The organism is Streptomyces sp. NPDC002643, from assembly GCF_053592555.1.
Genome location: NZ_JBSFVY010000021.1, coordinates 58,155 through 73,729 on the forward strand (window position 1 = coordinate 58,155; position 15,575 = coordinate 73,729).

General features: G+C 71.0%; 14 protein-coding genes. 8 read left to right on the forward strand and 6 right to left on the reverse strand.

The genetic code is table 11. From position 1 onward, the window contains the following. Positions 1-20 precede the first annotated feature (20 nt). Positions 21-2,555, reverse strand: coding sequence for a M14 family zinc carboxypeptidase (locus tag ACWD4G_RS28905; protein ID WP_451298658.1), 2,535 nt, complete (start codon positions 2,553-2,555; stop codon positions 21-23). Positions 2,556-2,914: 359 nt separating this feature from the next. Here ACWD4G_RS28905 and ACWD4G_RS28910 point away from each other — a divergent pair, with 359 nt between their 5' ends. After that, on the forward strand, positions 2,915-3,682 hold the full coding sequence (locus ACWD4G_RS28910) for a thioesterase II family protein (protein WP_451298450.1): 768 nt from the start codon (positions 2,915-2,917) through the stop codon (positions 3,680-3,682). 161 nt (positions 3,683-3,843) lie between these two features. Here the strand turns inward: ACWD4G_RS28910 and ACWD4G_RS28915 are convergent, their stop codons facing one another. Beyond that, a complete protein-coding gene (locus ACWD4G_RS28915; protein ID WP_451298452.1) occupies positions 3,844-4,275 on the reverse strand; it encodes a PPOX class F420-dependent oxidoreductase in 432 nt (143 codons plus the stop codon). Positions 4,276-4,327: 52 nt separating this feature from the next. Between ACWD4G_RS28915 and ACWD4G_RS28920 the strand changes: the two genes are divergently transcribed. The 5 genes from ACWD4G_RS28920 (at position 4,328) to ACWD4G_RS28940 (ending at position 8,054) form a co-directional block, all read left to right on the forward strand. Continuing rightward, on the forward strand, positions 4,328-4,636 hold the full coding sequence (locus ACWD4G_RS28920; protein WP_451298454.1) for a hypothetical protein: 309 nt from the start codon (positions 4,328-4,330) through the stop codon (positions 4,634-4,636). Between the two features lie 92 nt (positions 4,637-4,728). Further along, a complete protein-coding gene (locus ACWD4G_RS28925) occupies positions 4,729-5,307 on the forward strand; it encodes a TetR/AcrR family transcriptional regulator (protein ID WP_451298456.1) in 579 nt (192 codons plus the stop codon). Positions 5,308-5,363: 56 nt separating this feature from the next. Beyond that, on the forward strand, positions 5,364-6,569 hold the full coding sequence (locus tag ACWD4G_RS28930; RefSeq protein WP_451298458.1) for a GDSL-type esterase/lipase family protein: 1,206 nt from the start codon (positions 5,364-5,366) through the stop codon (positions 6,567-6,569). A gap of 10 nt (positions 6,570-6,579) precedes the next feature. Further along, positions 6,580-7,440, forward strand: coding sequence for an EI24 domain-containing protein (locus tag ACWD4G_RS28935; protein WP_451298460.1), 861 nt, complete (start codon positions 6,580-6,582; stop codon positions 7,438-7,440). After that, the gene (locus tag ACWD4G_RS28940) at positions 7,437-8,054 is read left to right on the forward strand and encodes a LysE family transporter (protein WP_451298462.1); all 618 of its coding nucleotides are present in this window, start codon (positions 7,437-7,439) and stop codon (positions 8,052-8,054) included. Before ACWD4G_RS28935 ends, ACWD4G_RS28940 begins: the two co-directional genes overlap by 4 nt. 13 nt (positions 8,055-8,067) lie before the next feature. Here the strand turns inward: ACWD4G_RS28940 and ACWD4G_RS28945 are convergent, their stop codons facing one another. Further along, a complete protein-coding gene (locus ACWD4G_RS28945) occupies positions 8,068-9,366 on the reverse strand; it encodes a pyroglutamyl peptidase (RefSeq protein ID WP_451298464.1) in 1,299 nt (432 codons plus the stop codon). A 136-nt stretch (positions 9,367-9,502) separates the two neighbouring features. Further along, entirely contained in the window at positions 9,503-10,093 is a 591-nt protein-coding gene (locus ACWD4G_RS28950; RefSeq protein ID WP_451298466.1) for a TetR/AcrR family transcriptional regulator, read from the reverse strand. A gap of 128 nt (positions 10,094-10,221) precedes the next feature. On the opposite strand from ACWD4G_RS28950, the gene ACWD4G_RS28955 reads away from it, so the two are divergent. Further along, entirely contained in the window at positions 10,222-12,735 is a 2,514-nt protein-coding gene (locus ACWD4G_RS28955; protein WP_451298468.1) for a glycoside hydrolase family 3 protein, read from the forward strand. Here the strand turns inward: ACWD4G_RS28955 and ACWD4G_RS28960 are convergent. Together ACWD4G_RS28960 and ACWD4G_RS28965 are read right to left on the reverse strand one after the other, a co-directional pair. Beyond that, on the reverse strand, positions 12,714-13,700 hold the full coding sequence (locus tag ACWD4G_RS28960; protein WP_451298470.1) for an aldose epimerase family protein: 987 nt from the start codon (positions 13,698-13,700) through the stop codon (positions 12,714-12,716). The genes ACWD4G_RS28955 and ACWD4G_RS28960 overlap by 22 nt on opposite strands. Before the next feature lie 60 nt (positions 13,701-13,760). Next, positions 13,761-14,663: an SGNH/GDSL hydrolase family protein gene (locus ACWD4G_RS28965; RefSeq protein WP_451298472.1), complete on the reverse strand. Its 903-nt coding sequence runs from the start codon at positions 14,661-14,663 to the stop codon at positions 13,761-13,763. 405 nt (positions 14,664-15,068) lie between these two features. Here ACWD4G_RS28965 and ACWD4G_RS28970 point away from each other — a divergent pair, with 405 nt between their 5' ends. Then, positions 15,069-15,563 (forward strand): DUF3145 domain-containing protein, encoded by a 495-nt coding sequence (locus ACWD4G_RS28970; RefSeq protein ID WP_451298474.1) that lies wholly within the window; start codon positions 15,069-15,071, stop codon positions 15,561-15,563. Positions 15,564-15,575 lie beyond the last annotated feature (12 nt).

Consider the following 15,575-nt stretch of genomic DNA (forward strand, 5'->3'; position numbering starts at 1 on the left):
ACTCTACGCCGACCGTCCCCTCACGACACCGTCAACAACGCCCGGCCCACCTGCGGGAACTCCCCCTTCGGATGGTCGCGGAAGAGGGGCTCGGTGCCGAAGAGCACCGCGTGGGGGCCGCTGATCACGGACGCCCGCCCCGCCGCTGCCGCCGGGCCGCCGGTGCCGTCGGGCAGCGGTCGCCAGTGCCCGGAGACGAGTGGAGCGCCGGTGGCGTACGACTGCTCGACGGTGACCGAGGGGCCGAGGTCGGTGAACCACACGGGCGCGTAGACGAAGCCGTGGTCCGGCGCACCGCCGGTCACCGCCCCGCTGCCCGAATTCACCACCCGTACGACCCCGTTGGCGTCCCCGTTGCCCTCGACCGCCGTCGCCTTCAGCAGGCCCGTGGCGGAGTTCAGCGCCGCGCCGGTCGCGCCCCGGCCCACGAGTCCGTGGGTGGACAGGAAGTCGCCGAGCGCCGCACGCGCGGACGGGTTCAGCCCGCCGTACGACAGACCGGACGACGCGAACAGGACGTCAACTGTTGACCAGTCGAATCCAGAGTTGAGTACGGCCGTCGACACCGGGACCACGTCGAAGTTCATCTCCCTCAGGGCGAACAGTTCGCCCGCCGTGACGGCGGCGGCCACCCGCACCCGGTGCAGCGCGGTGCCCTCGCTCGGCGTCGTCCTCGTCGCCTCGAAGGCCACGTCGTACGACCTCGCCAGCGCCTCGGCCTTCCGGCGGGCCGACGACGGGACGAGCGCGCTGCCGTCGGCGGCCTGGCGTACGGGGACGTTCGCGGCGAGGAGGGAGTTGAGCGCGGCGATCTCCTGCGGGGTGTCGAGGCGCAGCCGCAGATCGCCGCGCGGCGCCACCTGGCCGACGCGGGCCGCCGAGCCGACGGGTCGCGCGGGGACGGCCGACGGTCGGCCGGTCTCCACCTCCTCCACCGTCGCGCCCCACAGCCGGCCCAGGCTCCAGCCGGAGATGTCGTACATCACCGAGACCTTGTCGCTGATGTCCCGTCCGTCGGCCAGCAGGACGTTCGCGAGGCCGCGCTTGGGCTGGCGCATGTCGACGACGTACGAGCCCTTCGCGTACGACCGGCTGCCGAGCCGGAAGGCGTGGGTGGCGCGGGTGACGCGTACGTCGTTGGCGAGGAGGTGGTCGACGAGGCGCGCGGCGGCCGTGGCGGAGCGCTGGGCGGTGCCCGCCGGGATCACGTACGCGCGCGGGAACTCGGTCGTGTAGACGTCCTCTGGGCCGATGCCGGGCACCCCGGGCACGGTCTCCTCGGACACCGGCACCTGGGCGGCGCCCGACGCGCCCCGCCGGAAGACCTCGATCTGGTCGGCGATCAACGATGTACGCCGCGTCTGTACGAAATCAAGTGTTGACTGCATGGCCGCGCCCGCCACATCAACATTGATCGCGGACCGGCGGCGCAGCTCGTCCACCGGCAGCGACTCGTACGCCGCGTTGTTGACCGGGAGCGGGATCTCCACGGTGTGCGCGGCGACCGTGCCGTGGAAGGCCGCGTACTGCGGGGTGAAGATCGGCGGCCAGTCGTCCCAGCCCTCCTCGGAGTCCCGGAACGGGATCTGCACCGGTTCGACGCCGTCCTCTGCGGGTGTGTAGCCGAGGCCGTTGACGGCGGACTCCATACCGAGGGCGTTGGCGTAGGTGTTCTTGAGGAAGAGGTCGTACTCGTAGTTCTCGCCGTGCGGGGGAGTGGTCGGCTCGATGAGGGTGCCGTTGACGTAGCCGTGCAGATCGAGCATGACGACCGGCTGCTTGTCGATGTTGATCTGCCGCATCGCGCGCGCCTCGGGCTGGGAGGCGGTGACGAAGTCCCGGTTGAGGTCGAAGCCGTTGGCATTGGCACGGGTGCCCGCGATACGGCCGTCCGGGTTGGCGGTGATGTTGAAGTACAGGCGGCTGTGGGCGAGCAGGTCCTCGGTCTTCGCGTCGGTCGCGGTCGCGAGCCGCTCGATGAGCCTCAGGGCGGCGTCCGTGCCCTCCCACTCGTTGCCGTGGATGTTGTTGTTGAAGAAGACGGGCGCCTTGTACGACGTCTTGAGGGACTTGCTCCCGGCCGCCGACTGCGGGGCGCTCTCGATGAGTTCGCGCATCCGGGCCTGCTCGCGTGCCTGGCGGGCGGTCTCCGGGGCGGTGACGGTGACGAGGTAGAGGCGGTGGCCGCCGGCCGACCGTCCCGCGATCTCCACGCTCACCCGGTCGCCCAGCGCCTGGAGCGCGTTCAGCCTGGGCGCGATGGCGTGGTACGGGGTGAGGCCGAGCTTGAGGGACTTGTCGGCGGGGTTCACCGGGTCCGGGGCGAGGACCTGCTCACGGGGGTAACCCCGGGCCGCGCCGCTGCCGGAGGCGGTGTCGGCGAGGTCGGTCTCCGGCGCGGCGAGGGCCCGCTCGGCCGCGCTCGCCGGGGCCTTGGCGGCGCCTTGCGGCAACGCCGACCCCTCACGGACGGGCGGCTCGGTGTCGGCGCCGGCCGGGTACGGGGCGACCAGCAGCGACACCGCGGTGACGGCGACGGCGGCGACGCTGGACAACGCGGATCTCGGACCGGATCTCGGACCGGACTTGGGCGGACGCACGCTACCTCCTGAGGTGGGGGTTCTTGGGTGGCGGGTGCGGGTGCGGGTGCGGGTGACGATGCGGGTGAGGGCCACAGAAGCAGGTGTTGCGGGTGTTGTTGGTCTACCTGTTCGAGATCCGGGCAACAAGAGGGCGTCGGGATGTCACGACGCCGATGGCTTTGTGACGCACCGACGCATTTGCCGTACGGCCGTTCAACTGGTGAGGTGTCGATGAGCTGTGAAGTGGGTGCCGTGGAAGTGGGCGCCGTGGAGGGGCGGTCGATGACGGAGATGGCGATGACGGAGATGGGGGACCGGTGAGGGTGAGCCAAGTGCGGAACGTCTGGTTCCGACGGTTCCAGCCCATGGGCGGGGCGCGTACGGACGCCGACGCGGACTGCGAGTTGGTCTGCTTCCCGCACGCGGGCGGCTCCGCCTCGTACTGGCGTCCGCTCGCCGTGGCGCTCGCCCCCGAGGTCGACGTCCTGGCCGTGCAGTACCCGGGCCGGCTCGACCGGCTGCGCGAGGCGCCGATCGACGACGTCCACAAGCTGGCCGATCTGATCGCCGAGGCACTGGGCCCGCCCGCTGACCGGCCGAGGGCGCTGCTCGGACACAGCATGGGGGCGTCGCTCGCGTACGAAGTGGCCGTACGTCTGGCCCGGTCGCCCGGCGGCGAGCCGCAACTGCTCGTCCTGTCGGGCCGCCGCTCACCGGCGGAGGCAGAGCGGTACCGCCGCCGCCACAGCCCGGCGGGCGACGCCGAAATCGTCGCCCGCATCCGCGCGTTGGGCGGCACCGACACGGCGGTCCTCGACGACCCCGACCTGCTGGAACTGATCCTGCCCGCGCTGCGCGGCGACTACCGCGCCCTCGCGACGTACGAGGACACTCCGGGCCGCCCGCTGTCCTGCCCCGTCGTCGCCCTGGTCGGCGACCGCGACACCGAGGCGAGCCCCGACGACATGCGGGCCTGGCGGGACCACACCTCGGGAGACTTCCGCACCCATGTCTTCGAGGGCGGCCACTTCTACCTCAACGACCACACGGCCGAACTGACGGGCTTGCTACGCCACTTGCTGCCACGACGGACAGGCTGACGGGCGATGCCGGGCGCGTTGAAGGAGGAGATGGAGGAGGTAGAGGAGGTTGAAGGACGAGGCTGAAGGACGAGGCCTGGAGGAGGAGTTCGGCGATGTCATCGTCATCACCCGGCCGGCTCTCGCCCGCGCCCTGTCCGTGCGCGTCCCCGCGTCGCAGGTCAGCTGATGTCCGCCCCGTAGACGTGATCGACCGTCATCGTGATGAGCACCCGGCGGTCGGAGACCATCACCCGGCGGTACTCGTCCCAGTCGGGGTGCTCCCCGGCGGCGGCGCGGTAGTACTCCACCAGCGCGTCCACCTCGGGCCCGTGGGGATCGGCCCCCGGCCCGGTGAGCGTCGCGGTGCCCTCGGCGGTGGCCCACGCCATGCCGTCGGACCCGGTCACCTCCAGCGCGACCCGCGCATCCCGCCGCAGATTCGCCACCTTGGCCGTACCCGCGCGCGTCGACACATGGATGACGCCCGCGGCCTCGTCGTAGTACGGCTGAACGGGAGAGAGCTGCGGACGCCCGTCCGCCTTGATCGTCGCGAGCACACCGAGCCGGCTCTTCACCAGCAGGGCGCGGGGGTTGAACGGGGTAGCGGTCATGACGCGATCATCAGCTGCCCCAACGGTACGAAGTCAAGGTCGCCCGCCGAGCATGACCGGGAATCACCGATACACGACCGGGCCGACTCCTGCCCACCGGGCGAATGCCGACCATGGGCCACCCCTCGGCGACGGCCGCGAGTACCGCGAGGAGCGGATACGGGCCTTCGCGCGGGGTGAGCGCCCCTCGGGCATCCCCGAGGCGGCCGTGGTCATCCTCACCCGAGACGCCCCGCTCGCCGAGGCGATGACCGACTTTCTCCGGCGGCTCGCGGATGGGAGCCGGGACGCCCCGTATCCCGCGGAGCGCCTCCGCGTCCTTGAACATCAGCGCCGCCGGCGCCCCCACCCCCCTGCCTAAAGGGTGTGACTGCTTGCCTAAAGGGTTTAGGTAAGCGCATAATCGGCCCTGGTCGGATGGGCCTGGCCCAAGGAGAGAGGTCGGGGACGGTCATGGTGCGTGTGGGGCTGACTGTGGAGCGGCTCACCCGGGCGGGGGCCGAGTTGGCCGACGAGGTCGGGTTCGACGACGTGACCGTGTCGGCGCTGGCCCGGCGGTTCGACGTGAAGGTCGCGAGCCTGTACTCGCATGTGAAGAACTCCCTCGACCTGCGCACCCGTATCGCTCTGCTCGCCCTGGAGGAGGTCGCCGACCGGGGCGCCACCGCGCTCGCGGGCCGCGCCGGCAAGGACGCCCTCGCCGCCCTCGGCAACGTCTACCGCGACTACGCCCGCGAACACCCCGGCCGCTACGACGCCACCCGTATGCGGCTCGACGCGGACACGGCCGCCATCAGCGCCGGTGGCCGACACTCCCAGATGATCAGGGCGATCCTGCGCGGCTACGACCTCGACGAGCCCGACCAGACCCACGCGGTCCGTCTCCTCGGCAGCGTCTTCCACGGCTACGTCAGCCTGGAACTCGCCGGCGGCTTCAGCCACAGCGCCCCCGACTCCCAGGAGTCCTGGACCCGCATCCTCGACGCCCTCGACGCCCTGCTGCGCAACTGGCCGACCGATCAACCCCATTGACGTTCAACCCTTGACGCTCAACCCGACCCCCCTCTCTTGATCAACAGGTTGATCCCATGCACTCGCATCAAGACTTGATCACCACCCCCATCACCGCCGACCTCCTCCGCGGCGCCCTCGACCTGGAGCGCACCGAGCACGGCGTACTCCCGCACCGGCTGCCCGCGTGGGCCCGCGCCCAGAACACCGACGGCCAACTCGCCATGGCGGAGTCGCAGCCCTCCGGCGTACGGCTGGCCTTCCGCACCCGAGCCACCACCATCGAACTGGACACCCTCCCCACGAAGCGCACCTACGTCGGCGCCCCACCCCGCCCCGACGGCGTGTACGTCCTGCTCGTCGACGGCCGTGAGGCCGGCCAGGGCAGCGTACGGAGCGGCAACGTCCTGACCACGGACATGGCCAAGGGAACGGTCGACGTCCAACCGGGCGCCCCCGGCACCGTCCGCTTCGAGAACGCCGATTCCGGTGGCCTGCGGACCGTCGAGATCTGGCTTCCGCACAACGAGACCACCGAGCTCATCGAACTGCGCACCGACGCCCCCGTGGAGCCCGCCCCGGCCCCGGACCGCAGGGTGTGGCTGCACCACGGCAGTTCCATCAGCCACGGGTCCGACGCCGCGAGCCCCACCGCCATCTGGCCCGCGCTCGCCGCGTCCCTCGGCGATGTCGAGTTGATCAACCTGGGTCTGGCCGGAAGCGCCGTACTGGACCCCTTCACGGCCCGCACATTGCGCGACACCCCCGCCGACTTGATCAGCGTCAAGATCGGCATCAACATCGTCAACCACGACGTGATGCGTCTGCGTGCCTTCGCCCCGGCCGTCCACGGTTTCCTGGACACCATCCGCGAAGGCCACCCCACGACACCGCTGCTGGTCGTGTCCCCCATCCTGTGCCCCATCCACGAGGACACCCCGGGCCCCAGCGCCCCCGACTTCACCGACCTGTCCGAGGGCCGCCTCCGCTTCCGCGCCATGGGCGACCCCACGGAACGAGCGACCGGCAAACTCACCCTCAACACCATCCGAGAAGAACTCGCCCGCATCGTCGCCGTGCGCTCACCCCAGGACCCCAACCTCCACTACTTGGACGGCCGCACCCTCTACGGCGAACCCGACACCACCGAACTCCCCCTCCCGGACGACCTGCACCCGGACGCCGAGACCCACCGCCGCATGGGAGAGCGCTTCGCGCGGCAGGCGTTCGGGGAGGCCGGTGCCTTCGGGGCGGCACCCCCCGACGTCACCCCCCTCCGCTAGGGTTCGCCCCATGCGCGATCTAGGGGTGGGTTTCCAGTACCTCGTACAAGGACAACGCTGGGTTGCCCGGCACGGCAAGCAATACGGCTTCGGTCTGATCCCGGGCCTGATCACCCTCGTCCTCTACCTGGCCGCCCTCACCGCGCTCGCGTTCTGGGGCCCGGACTTCGTCACCTGGGCCACCCCCTTCGCGGACGACTGGTCGAGCCCTTGGCCCGGTCTCTTCCGCGGCTTCCTCACGGTCGTCCTGTTCGCCCTCGCCCTCCTCCTCGCGGTCATCACCTTCACCGCGGTGACCCTCCTGATCGGCCAGCCCTTCTACGAGAACCTCTCCGAGAAGGTCGACCGGGACGTCTCGCCGGACGGCACGGCACCGGAGTCGGACCTTCCGCTGTGGCGGGAGCTGTGGATCTCGGCCCGGGACAGCCTCCGGGTGGTCGTACGGGCGGCGTTGTGGGGCGTGCTGCTGTTCGCCCTCGGCTTCGTCCCGTTCATCGGGCAGACGGTCGTCCCGGTGATCGGCTTCTTCGTCACCGGCTTCTTCCTCACCGAGGAGCTGACCGCGGTCGCCCTCCAGCGCCGAGGCGTCGACCTCCGCGCCCGCCTCGCCCTGCTCCGCTCCCGCAAGTCCCTGGTCTGGGGCTTCGGCACCCCGCTGGGCCTCGCTTTCCTGGTCCCGGTCGTCGCGGTCTTCCTGATGCCGGGCGCGGTCGCGGGCGCCACCCTCATGGCCCGCGACCTGCTGGGCGAGGAGACGACCGACGAGAACGAGAACGAGAACGAGAGCGACAACCGCAACGGCGGCAATCGGAACCACCCCCATCTCCCGCCCCAGAACCCTGGGTTCCGCAAGCCGGGGGTGGGCGCGTGAACGAGATCCTCGCCGTGGCGGTCATCACCGTCCTGGCCGTCATAGCCCCGGGCGCCGACTTCGCGATGGTCGTCCGCAACAGCTATCTCCACGGCCGTACGACCGGCCTGCTCTCCGCCACCGGAGTCGCCGCCGGCGTCCTGGTGCACGTCACGTACACGATGCTCGGCGTGGGCCTGTTGATCGCCTCGTCAACGTTCCTGTTCACATTGATCAAGTTGATCGGCGCGGCCTACCTCGTCTACATCGGCATCCGCACCTTCCGCACCCGCGACGAGGTCGAGGTCGACCTCTCGGAGAACACGGCCACTGTCACCCCGCTCGCCGCCCTGCGCTCCGGCTTCCTGACGAACGTGCTCAACCCCAAGACGACCCTCTTCGTCGTCTCGACCTTCGCCCAGGTGGTCGGACCCGGCACCCCGCTGGTCCAGCAGGCGGGCTACGGACTGTTCATGTCCCTCGCCCACCTGCTGTGGTTCGGCGTGGTCGCCGCGTTCTTCTCGCACGACCGGATGCGCGCCGTGATGCTGCGCGGCCAGAAGGTCCTCAACAAGGCCATCGGCTCGGTCCTGGCCGGCCTCGGCATCAGCCTGGCCTTCGCCCCGTCGCACTGACGCTCACACGCCGCTACTCAGCCGCCTCGACGGCCACCGCGACGATCGCCCGCACCTGGGCGATGATGTCCAGCCGGTTCCGCACGAACTCGGGGTCCGTCACCGCCCCGGTCGCCGGATCGGTGTTGCCCGCCCCGAACTGCAGTACGGGCGTGTGGACATGCCCGCCCGGCAGGGTGTCACGCAGCCCCAGCCGGTCACGCAGCAGGGTCGCCCGGTACGCGATCTCGTTGGACAGGTAGTTACCGCCGCCCCCGGCCCGCGCCGTCGACCCGGGGGTCGGCCCGTCCTGCCGTACGACCTCTGCCGTGCCGCCCGCCGGTATCTCGGTCACGCTCGTGTTGTCGTACACCGGGAACCGTCCCGTACTCGCGCCGACGATCGCCGCGTACGGCAGGGTCGTCGACGTCCACTGCGGCTGCGAGGCCGGGTCGGTGACCGGGACGGTCTCGGTGCGGCCGATGTTGTCGTTGTCGGGGAAGCCGCCGCGCCAGGCCCCGTTGGTCCGCTCGATGTCGAACCGCCCGACCCGCCCCTGGCTCACGGTCGTGAAGAGATCCACCTTCCCCAGATACGGCCGCAGCGTCCGCTCCACCGTCCCCTCGGTGAAGTCCTGCCACCGCACCGGAAAGACCACGGTCTCGACCCGCGCGGGCCCCTCGGCGGTCTCGATCACCGTCCCGTCGAGGGCGAGAGCGGTGGCCCCGGACGGATTGGAGATCCGCACATCCCGATCCAGTGTGAACGGATCGAACCCGGTGAGCAGCACCCGCTCGACCCCCGAGCGCCCCTTCACGGCACTGCCGGCCTTCCCACCCGCATACCGAATGTCGGTCTGCCCACGAGACGTCCGCTCCAACTCCCCGATCAGCGAAGCCCGTTGAGCGTCACTCAGCCCGAACCCCGGCTCCCACTGCCGCACCTCCCGGGTCATCCCGAGCCGCGCCCAGTACAACGGCCGATCATCGTCCCGGCTCAGGTCGCCCCCGGCCGGCCCCCGCCCCTGCGCCCGATCCACGGCCCGCCGCCACAACGCCGACCCCTCCCGTACGACGACGCGCCGGGCCTGGGCGTACGACCGCGCCGAGCCCAGCGCCCGGGCCAACTCCGGTGCCACGGCGTCGAACCCGGACCGCCGAAGGATCTCCTGGGGCGCGGCCCGATCGAGTCGCTGCTCCTCGACGGTGGGTGACATGGCGGAGGCGGCCGCCAAGGGCGCGGCTGTCGCGGGCGCGGTCAGCCCACCACCGGCCAACAGGGCCACCAGCCCGGTCACTCCAACTCTGCCGATCCGAACGCGTAGAGAAAACAAGGGAGTTCGAGCCCTTCCGTCGCTGTGTGGTGTCGCCGGACGGCGGCAGTATCCCGTGGCGGATGGGACGTACGCCATGGGGAGTGGTGTCCGTCGGAGCCGAGCCCCCGCCTCCCGAAGAGCCGCCGGAAGCGCCCTAGTCCGCCTCGCCCAGCAGCATCACGAAGTCCCGGAACGCCGCCGCCATGTCGACGCCCTCCGGGTCCAGCAGCCACTGGTACTGCAAGCCGTCCATCACGGCCACCAGCAGCGGCGCCGCCCGCTCCGGTGTGAGCCCGCTGGGCAGCCGCTCCCCGTACTCGACCCGCAGCACCTCGGCCATGGCCCCCCGCACCCGCCCGTACCGCTCGGTGAAGAAGTCCCGCGCCGGATGCCCCTCGGTCACGCTCTCGCCCAGCAGCGCGGAGAAGGTCTGCACGATCCCGGGCCGCATGGAGTTGTACTCGACGAGGGACGCCAGCAGATCCAGCCGCAGCGGGCTGTCGGGCACGGCGTCCCACCGGTCCCGCTCCTTGAGGACGGCGACGAGCAGCGCCTCCTTGGTGGGGAAGTAGTGCAGCAACCCCTGCTGGGTGAGCCCGACCCGCTCGGCCACCGCCGCCATGCTCGCGGCCCGGTAACCGCGCTCGGCAATCACCTCCAGCGCCGCCCGCACGATCTCCGAGCGCCGCTCCTCACCCCTCAGGCCCCTGACCCTGGTGCCGCTCATGTCGTCACCGTACGCCATGAGCGGCCACACCCCGTACCGAAAAGTAACGTCGGAATAACAAAACCTACCGCTCTACAAGTAAATCGCGCGCGATGGGGGAACAACGGGAACGAGGGACCGAACGCACTCAACGAGGAGGCGCCGCGATGACGGCCACCCAGCCCACCCGGACCGCGACGACGTCCGGCCACCCCGGCGAGCCGGCAACCGAAGGCGCCCCCCGCCCCACCGACGCCGAAGCCGCCCGTGAGGCCGTCGTGGACGCGGCCCTCACCCGGCTCGACCTCGACGCCAAGGCCCGTCTGCTGGCCGGCCAGGACATGTGGACCCTCCCCGCGCTCCCCGGGATCGGCCTCGCCTCCCTCGTCATGTCCGACGGCCCGATCGGCGTACGAGGAGTCCGCTGGACCGCCGACGACCCCTCCGTGGCGCTGCCCTCCCCGACCGCCCTCGCCGCCGCCTGGGACCCCGAACTGGCCCGCAGAGCAGGAGTGTTGCTCGCCCAGGAGGCCCGCCGCAAGGGCGTCCACGTCCTCCTCGCCCCCACCGTCAACCTCCACCGCTCCCCGCTCGGCGGCCGCCACTTCGAGGCGTACAGCGAGGACCCGTACCTCACCGGCGCGATCGGCTCGGGCTATGTGAACGGCGTCCAGTCCGGCGGCGTCGGCACCACGGTCAAGCACTTCGTCGCCAACGACGCCGAGACCGACCGCTTCACGGTGAACAACCTCGTCTCCGAACGCGCCCTGCGCGAGCTGTATCTGGCGCCCTTCGAGGCGATCGTGGCGAACGCCCACCCCTGGGGCATCATGACCGCCTACAACACGGTCAACGGCACCACGATGACCGAGCACCACTACCTCGTGAACGAAGTCCTCCGAGGCGAATGGGGCTTCGACGGCTTCAACGTCTCCGACTGGAAGGCCGCCCGCTCCACCACGGCCGCCCTCACCGGCGGCCTCGACGTCGCTATGCCCGGCCCGGTCACCGTCTACGGCGAGGCCCTGGCGGCAGCCGTCCGCGCGGGCGAGGCAAAGGAGACCGACGTCGACGAGGCGGTACGCCGCGTCCTGCGCCTCGCCGCCCGCGTGGGCATCCTGGAGGGCGCCGACCCGGTCGTGCCCGAGCCCCCGGCCCCGGTCGACGGCGAGGCCCTGGCCCGCGAGATCGCCCGCCGCTCCTTCGTCCTCGTACGCAACGAGGCCGACGCCCTCCCGCTGCGGCCCGGCGCCGAGGTGGCGCTGATCGGCGCCGCCGCCCGCGACGCCCGAGTCCTCGGCGGCGGCTCCGCCATGGTCTTCCCGCCCCGGACCGTCTCCCCGCTGGACGGCCTGTACGCCGCCCTCCCCGAAGGCACCCTCACCTACGCCGTGGGCGCCGACCCGAACACCGAACTGGCCGTCGCCGACAAGGGATTCGAGCTGCGCGCCATCTGCCGGGACGCGGCCGGTCACGTCATCGGCGAGAGCACGGTCCCCAACGGCAACGTCAGGTGGTTCGACACCGCCTATCCCGAGGGCGTCACCCCCGAGGCCCTGCACACCGTCGAGTTGACCGGCACGTTCACCCCACGCGAGAGCGGTCCGCACACCTTCGGCATCATGGGCCTGGGCGAGTTCACGCTGACGGTCGACGGTACGACGTACTTCGACGACGCCCAGCGCCCCGACAGCGACGACGCCTTCGCGGCGTTCTTCGACGCGCCCCAGCCCCGTGCCGAGGCCGAACTGACGGCAGGCGAACCGGTCGAGATCTCACTGACCCATGTCATCGCCCTCCCCGACCACCTCCCGCTGAAGGTGGTCAGCTTCATCCTCTGCCACGCCGGACCCCGGCGCGAACCCGATGACCTGATCGCCGAGGCGGTGGAGGCGGCACGGGCCGCCGACACGGCGGTGGTCGTGGTCGCCACCACCGACCGCGTCGAGTCCGAGGGCTTCGACCGCAAGGACCTCTCCCTCCCCGGCCGCCAGAACGACCTGGTCAGGGCGGTGGCCGCCGCCAACCCCCGCACGGTCGTCGTCGTCAACTCCGGCTCCCCGGTGGAACTCCCGTGGCGCGACGAGGTGGCGGCGATCCTCCTCACCTGGTTCCCGGGCCAGGAGGGCGGCGCGGCCCTGGCCGACGTCCTCACCGGCACCCACGAGCCGGGCGGCCGCCTCCCCACCACCTGGGGCTCCCTCACGGACGCCCCGGTCACCCGAGTGACCCCCACCGACGGCCAACTCCCCTACGAGGAGGACACGTTCATCGGCTACCGGGCCTGGCAGAAGCAGCACAGGACCCCGACGTACCCCTTCGGGCACGGCCTCGGCTACACCGACTGGACCTACGAGTCCCTCGACATCACCGGCACCACGGCGAGCATCCGCATCCGCAACACGGGCACCCGCCAGGGCCGGGAAACCGTCCAGCTCTACCTGGCCCCCACACCCCCCGACCCCAACCGCCCGACCCGCTGGCTGGCCGGCTTCGCCACCACCGAGGCGGCCCCGGGCGCAGCGGCGGAGGTGGTCATCGAACTACCCCGCCGAGCCTTCGAGATCTGGGACGAGGACACCAACTCCTGGATGTACGTGGGGGGTTCGTACGAGGTGGAGGCCGCCCACTCGATCGAGGACCGCAGGCTGACGACCCCCTACCGCACTCCGAACTCGTAGACGGTCTCCGACCGATACACCTCACCCGGCCGCAGTTCCGTACTCGGGAACCGCGGCCGGTTCGGCGAGTCGGGGAAGTGCTGGGTCTCCAGGGCGATCCCGTCCCCCGGCCCGAACGGGCCCTGAAGGTGATCGGCGGTGTAGAGCTGCATCCCGGGCTCGGTCGTGGCCACACCCAGCACCCGCCCCGACCCCGGCTCGAACAGCTCGGCCACCCCGACCGCGCTCCCCGAGACCCCCTTGTCCAGCACGAAGTTGTGGTCGTACCCGGCCCCCACCTTCCGAGCCACCCGAAAGTCGAACCGACCCCCGTCGACCTCGGCCAACTCACCGGTGGGAATCAGATCCCCGTCCACCGGCGTGAACCGCGACGCGTCGATCCGCAACTCATGCCCACCGGCACTCCCGGACCCGGCCCCCGCCAGATTCCAGTACGAGTGATTGGTCAGATTGACCACGGTCGGAGCGTCGGTGACGGCCTCGTACGCGATCCGCAGCGCACCCCCGTCCTCGTCCAGCACATAGGTGACGGACACCTCCACCCGCCCGGGAAACCCTTCCTCCCCATCGGGGCTGACCCGGGAGAGCCGCACCCCGCGACGGCCCTCCAGGGCCTCCGCGTCCCACACCCGCTTGTCGAAACCGAGTTCGCCACCATGCAGGTTGTTGGGCGGGTTGTTGCGGGCCAGTTCGTACGTCCGCCCCTCCAGCGTGAACCGCCCCTGGGCGATCCGGTTGGCGTACCGCCCGATCAACGCGCCGAAGAACGGCCCGGGATGGCGCAGATACCCCTCCAGATCGGCGAACCCCAGCACCACATCCGCGATCCGCCCCTCCCGGTCCGGGACCTCGACGGACTGCACGATCCCGCCGTACGTCAGAATCCGCACCCGGGTGCGGCCCCGCTCCAGCGTCCAGCGATGAACAGCGGTGCCGTCGGAAAGTGTGCCGAAAAGTTCGCTCATGAGCGAAACCCTAGGTCACGCCCAGGCCCAGGTCACGAGCCCTCCCGGCGGCTCCCCGCTCTACGAGCCCTTCCCGGTCACCACCCGATACGCGATCTCCGCCAGCCGGGCCTGACCGTTCGCACTCGGGTGGAACCAGTCCCACTGGCTAAGCTGCCGCTGTCCGAACCGGTAGTCGAAGACGGCGTCCCCGTCGTAACGGCAGTAGCGGTCCTCGGCGCAGACCTCACGCAGCACGTCGTTGTACGCCTCCACACGGGCCTGGACGGCGTCGCGCCGCTCGTTCGCGGCGTCGGTCATCACATCGGGGTCGGCGAGCATGGACGGACAGATGCCGAGCTTCCAGACCTGCTTGCCGACGGGGTTCGTCCGCCCCTCGGACCACAGCCGCTTCAGATCGGGCACGCTCGCCACGAACACCTGGGTCCTGGGCAGGGCGTCCCTCAGGGAGGCGAGGGCGTCCTTGAAGTCCGCGCGGAAGTCCTTCACCGGGGTCATCGCGTCGGCGGTCGCCCGGCAGGCGTCGTTGGCGCCGATCATCACCGTCACCAACTCCGGCTTGCGGGTGGCCGCCCGCGCCATCTGACTCGGCAGGTCGGCCATCCGGGCGCCGGTGACCGCGTAGTTCCAACTCCGCTCCACGGCTCCGGCCCGGCCCAGCAGCCGTACCGCGAGACTGTCCACGGAGGCGTCGCTGCCGGTGGCCCAGGAGACCTCGGGGCAGTCGGAGAGGACCTTGCAGGCGTCGAAACCACGGGTGATGGAGTCGCCGACGGCCGCCATCGAGGTGGGGGTGGTGTCCCAGACGGGCGTCGGCGAGGGCTTCACGGTGGGCTTCGTCTTCGCCTCGGTGGCCTCCGGCCCGGGGGAGTCGCCCCCGGAGGCGTCACACGCGACCGCCCCCAGCAGCACCGCGAGGACGACACCGACCCCCGCCCTCGTCCGCCGGCGTCGCATCCGCATCCCTGGTCCCCTCTTCGGCCGTACACGTGCAAGTTCCCATCCATCACAACGCACAAGGGTTCCCGACCCGTGGAAGACAACCCAAGACAACGGAAGAACAACCACGAACACGTAAAAAAAGAGACGGAAGTGGCGGGCGGGGGAACTGACAGCCCCGCCCAAGCGTCCCCCCGGGTGGCTGTGTTTTCCCGGGGGATACGAATCCGATCGGCGGCTCCGCCGCGGGCCGGACCCCCAGCCGAGGGGCGGAGACGCGTCCCGCCGGGTGAAACCGCGCTCCTTCCTGGCGCCGGCTCCGACGGTACGTCACACTCCCCACCCCGCCGCACGGTAGCCTCGCCACGTGGCCGCTCTGCCACAGCCGTTCCGTCGAACAACAAGATGTCCTGCTCTGTGGAGGCCCCGGTGACGACACGTGGAGTTCTGTACGTGCACTCCGCGCCGCGTGCGCTGTGCCCGCATGTCGAGTGGGCCGTCGCGGGTGTTCTCGGGACGCGGGTGAACCTCGACTGGATTCGTCAGCCGGCCGCACCGGGCACCTGGCGCTCGGAGTTCTCCTGGCAGGGCGCGGCCAGCGCCGCCTCCAAGCTGGCCTCCGCACTGCGCGGCTGGCACCTCCTCCGCTTCGAGGTCACCGCCGAGCCCTCCGCCACCACCGAGGGCGAGCGTTACAGCTGCACCCCCGACCTGGGCATCTTCCACGCGGTCACCGGCATCCACGGCGACATCCTGATCCCGGAGGACCGTCTGCGGGCCGCCCTGACCCGCTCCAAGCGCGGCGAGACCGACCTGGAGGCCGAGATCGCCAAGCTCCTCGGCAAGCCGTGGGACGACGAGTTGGAGCCGTTCCGGTACGCGGGCGAGGGAGCACCGGTCCGCTGGCTGCACCAGGTCGTCTGACGTCGGCCGACA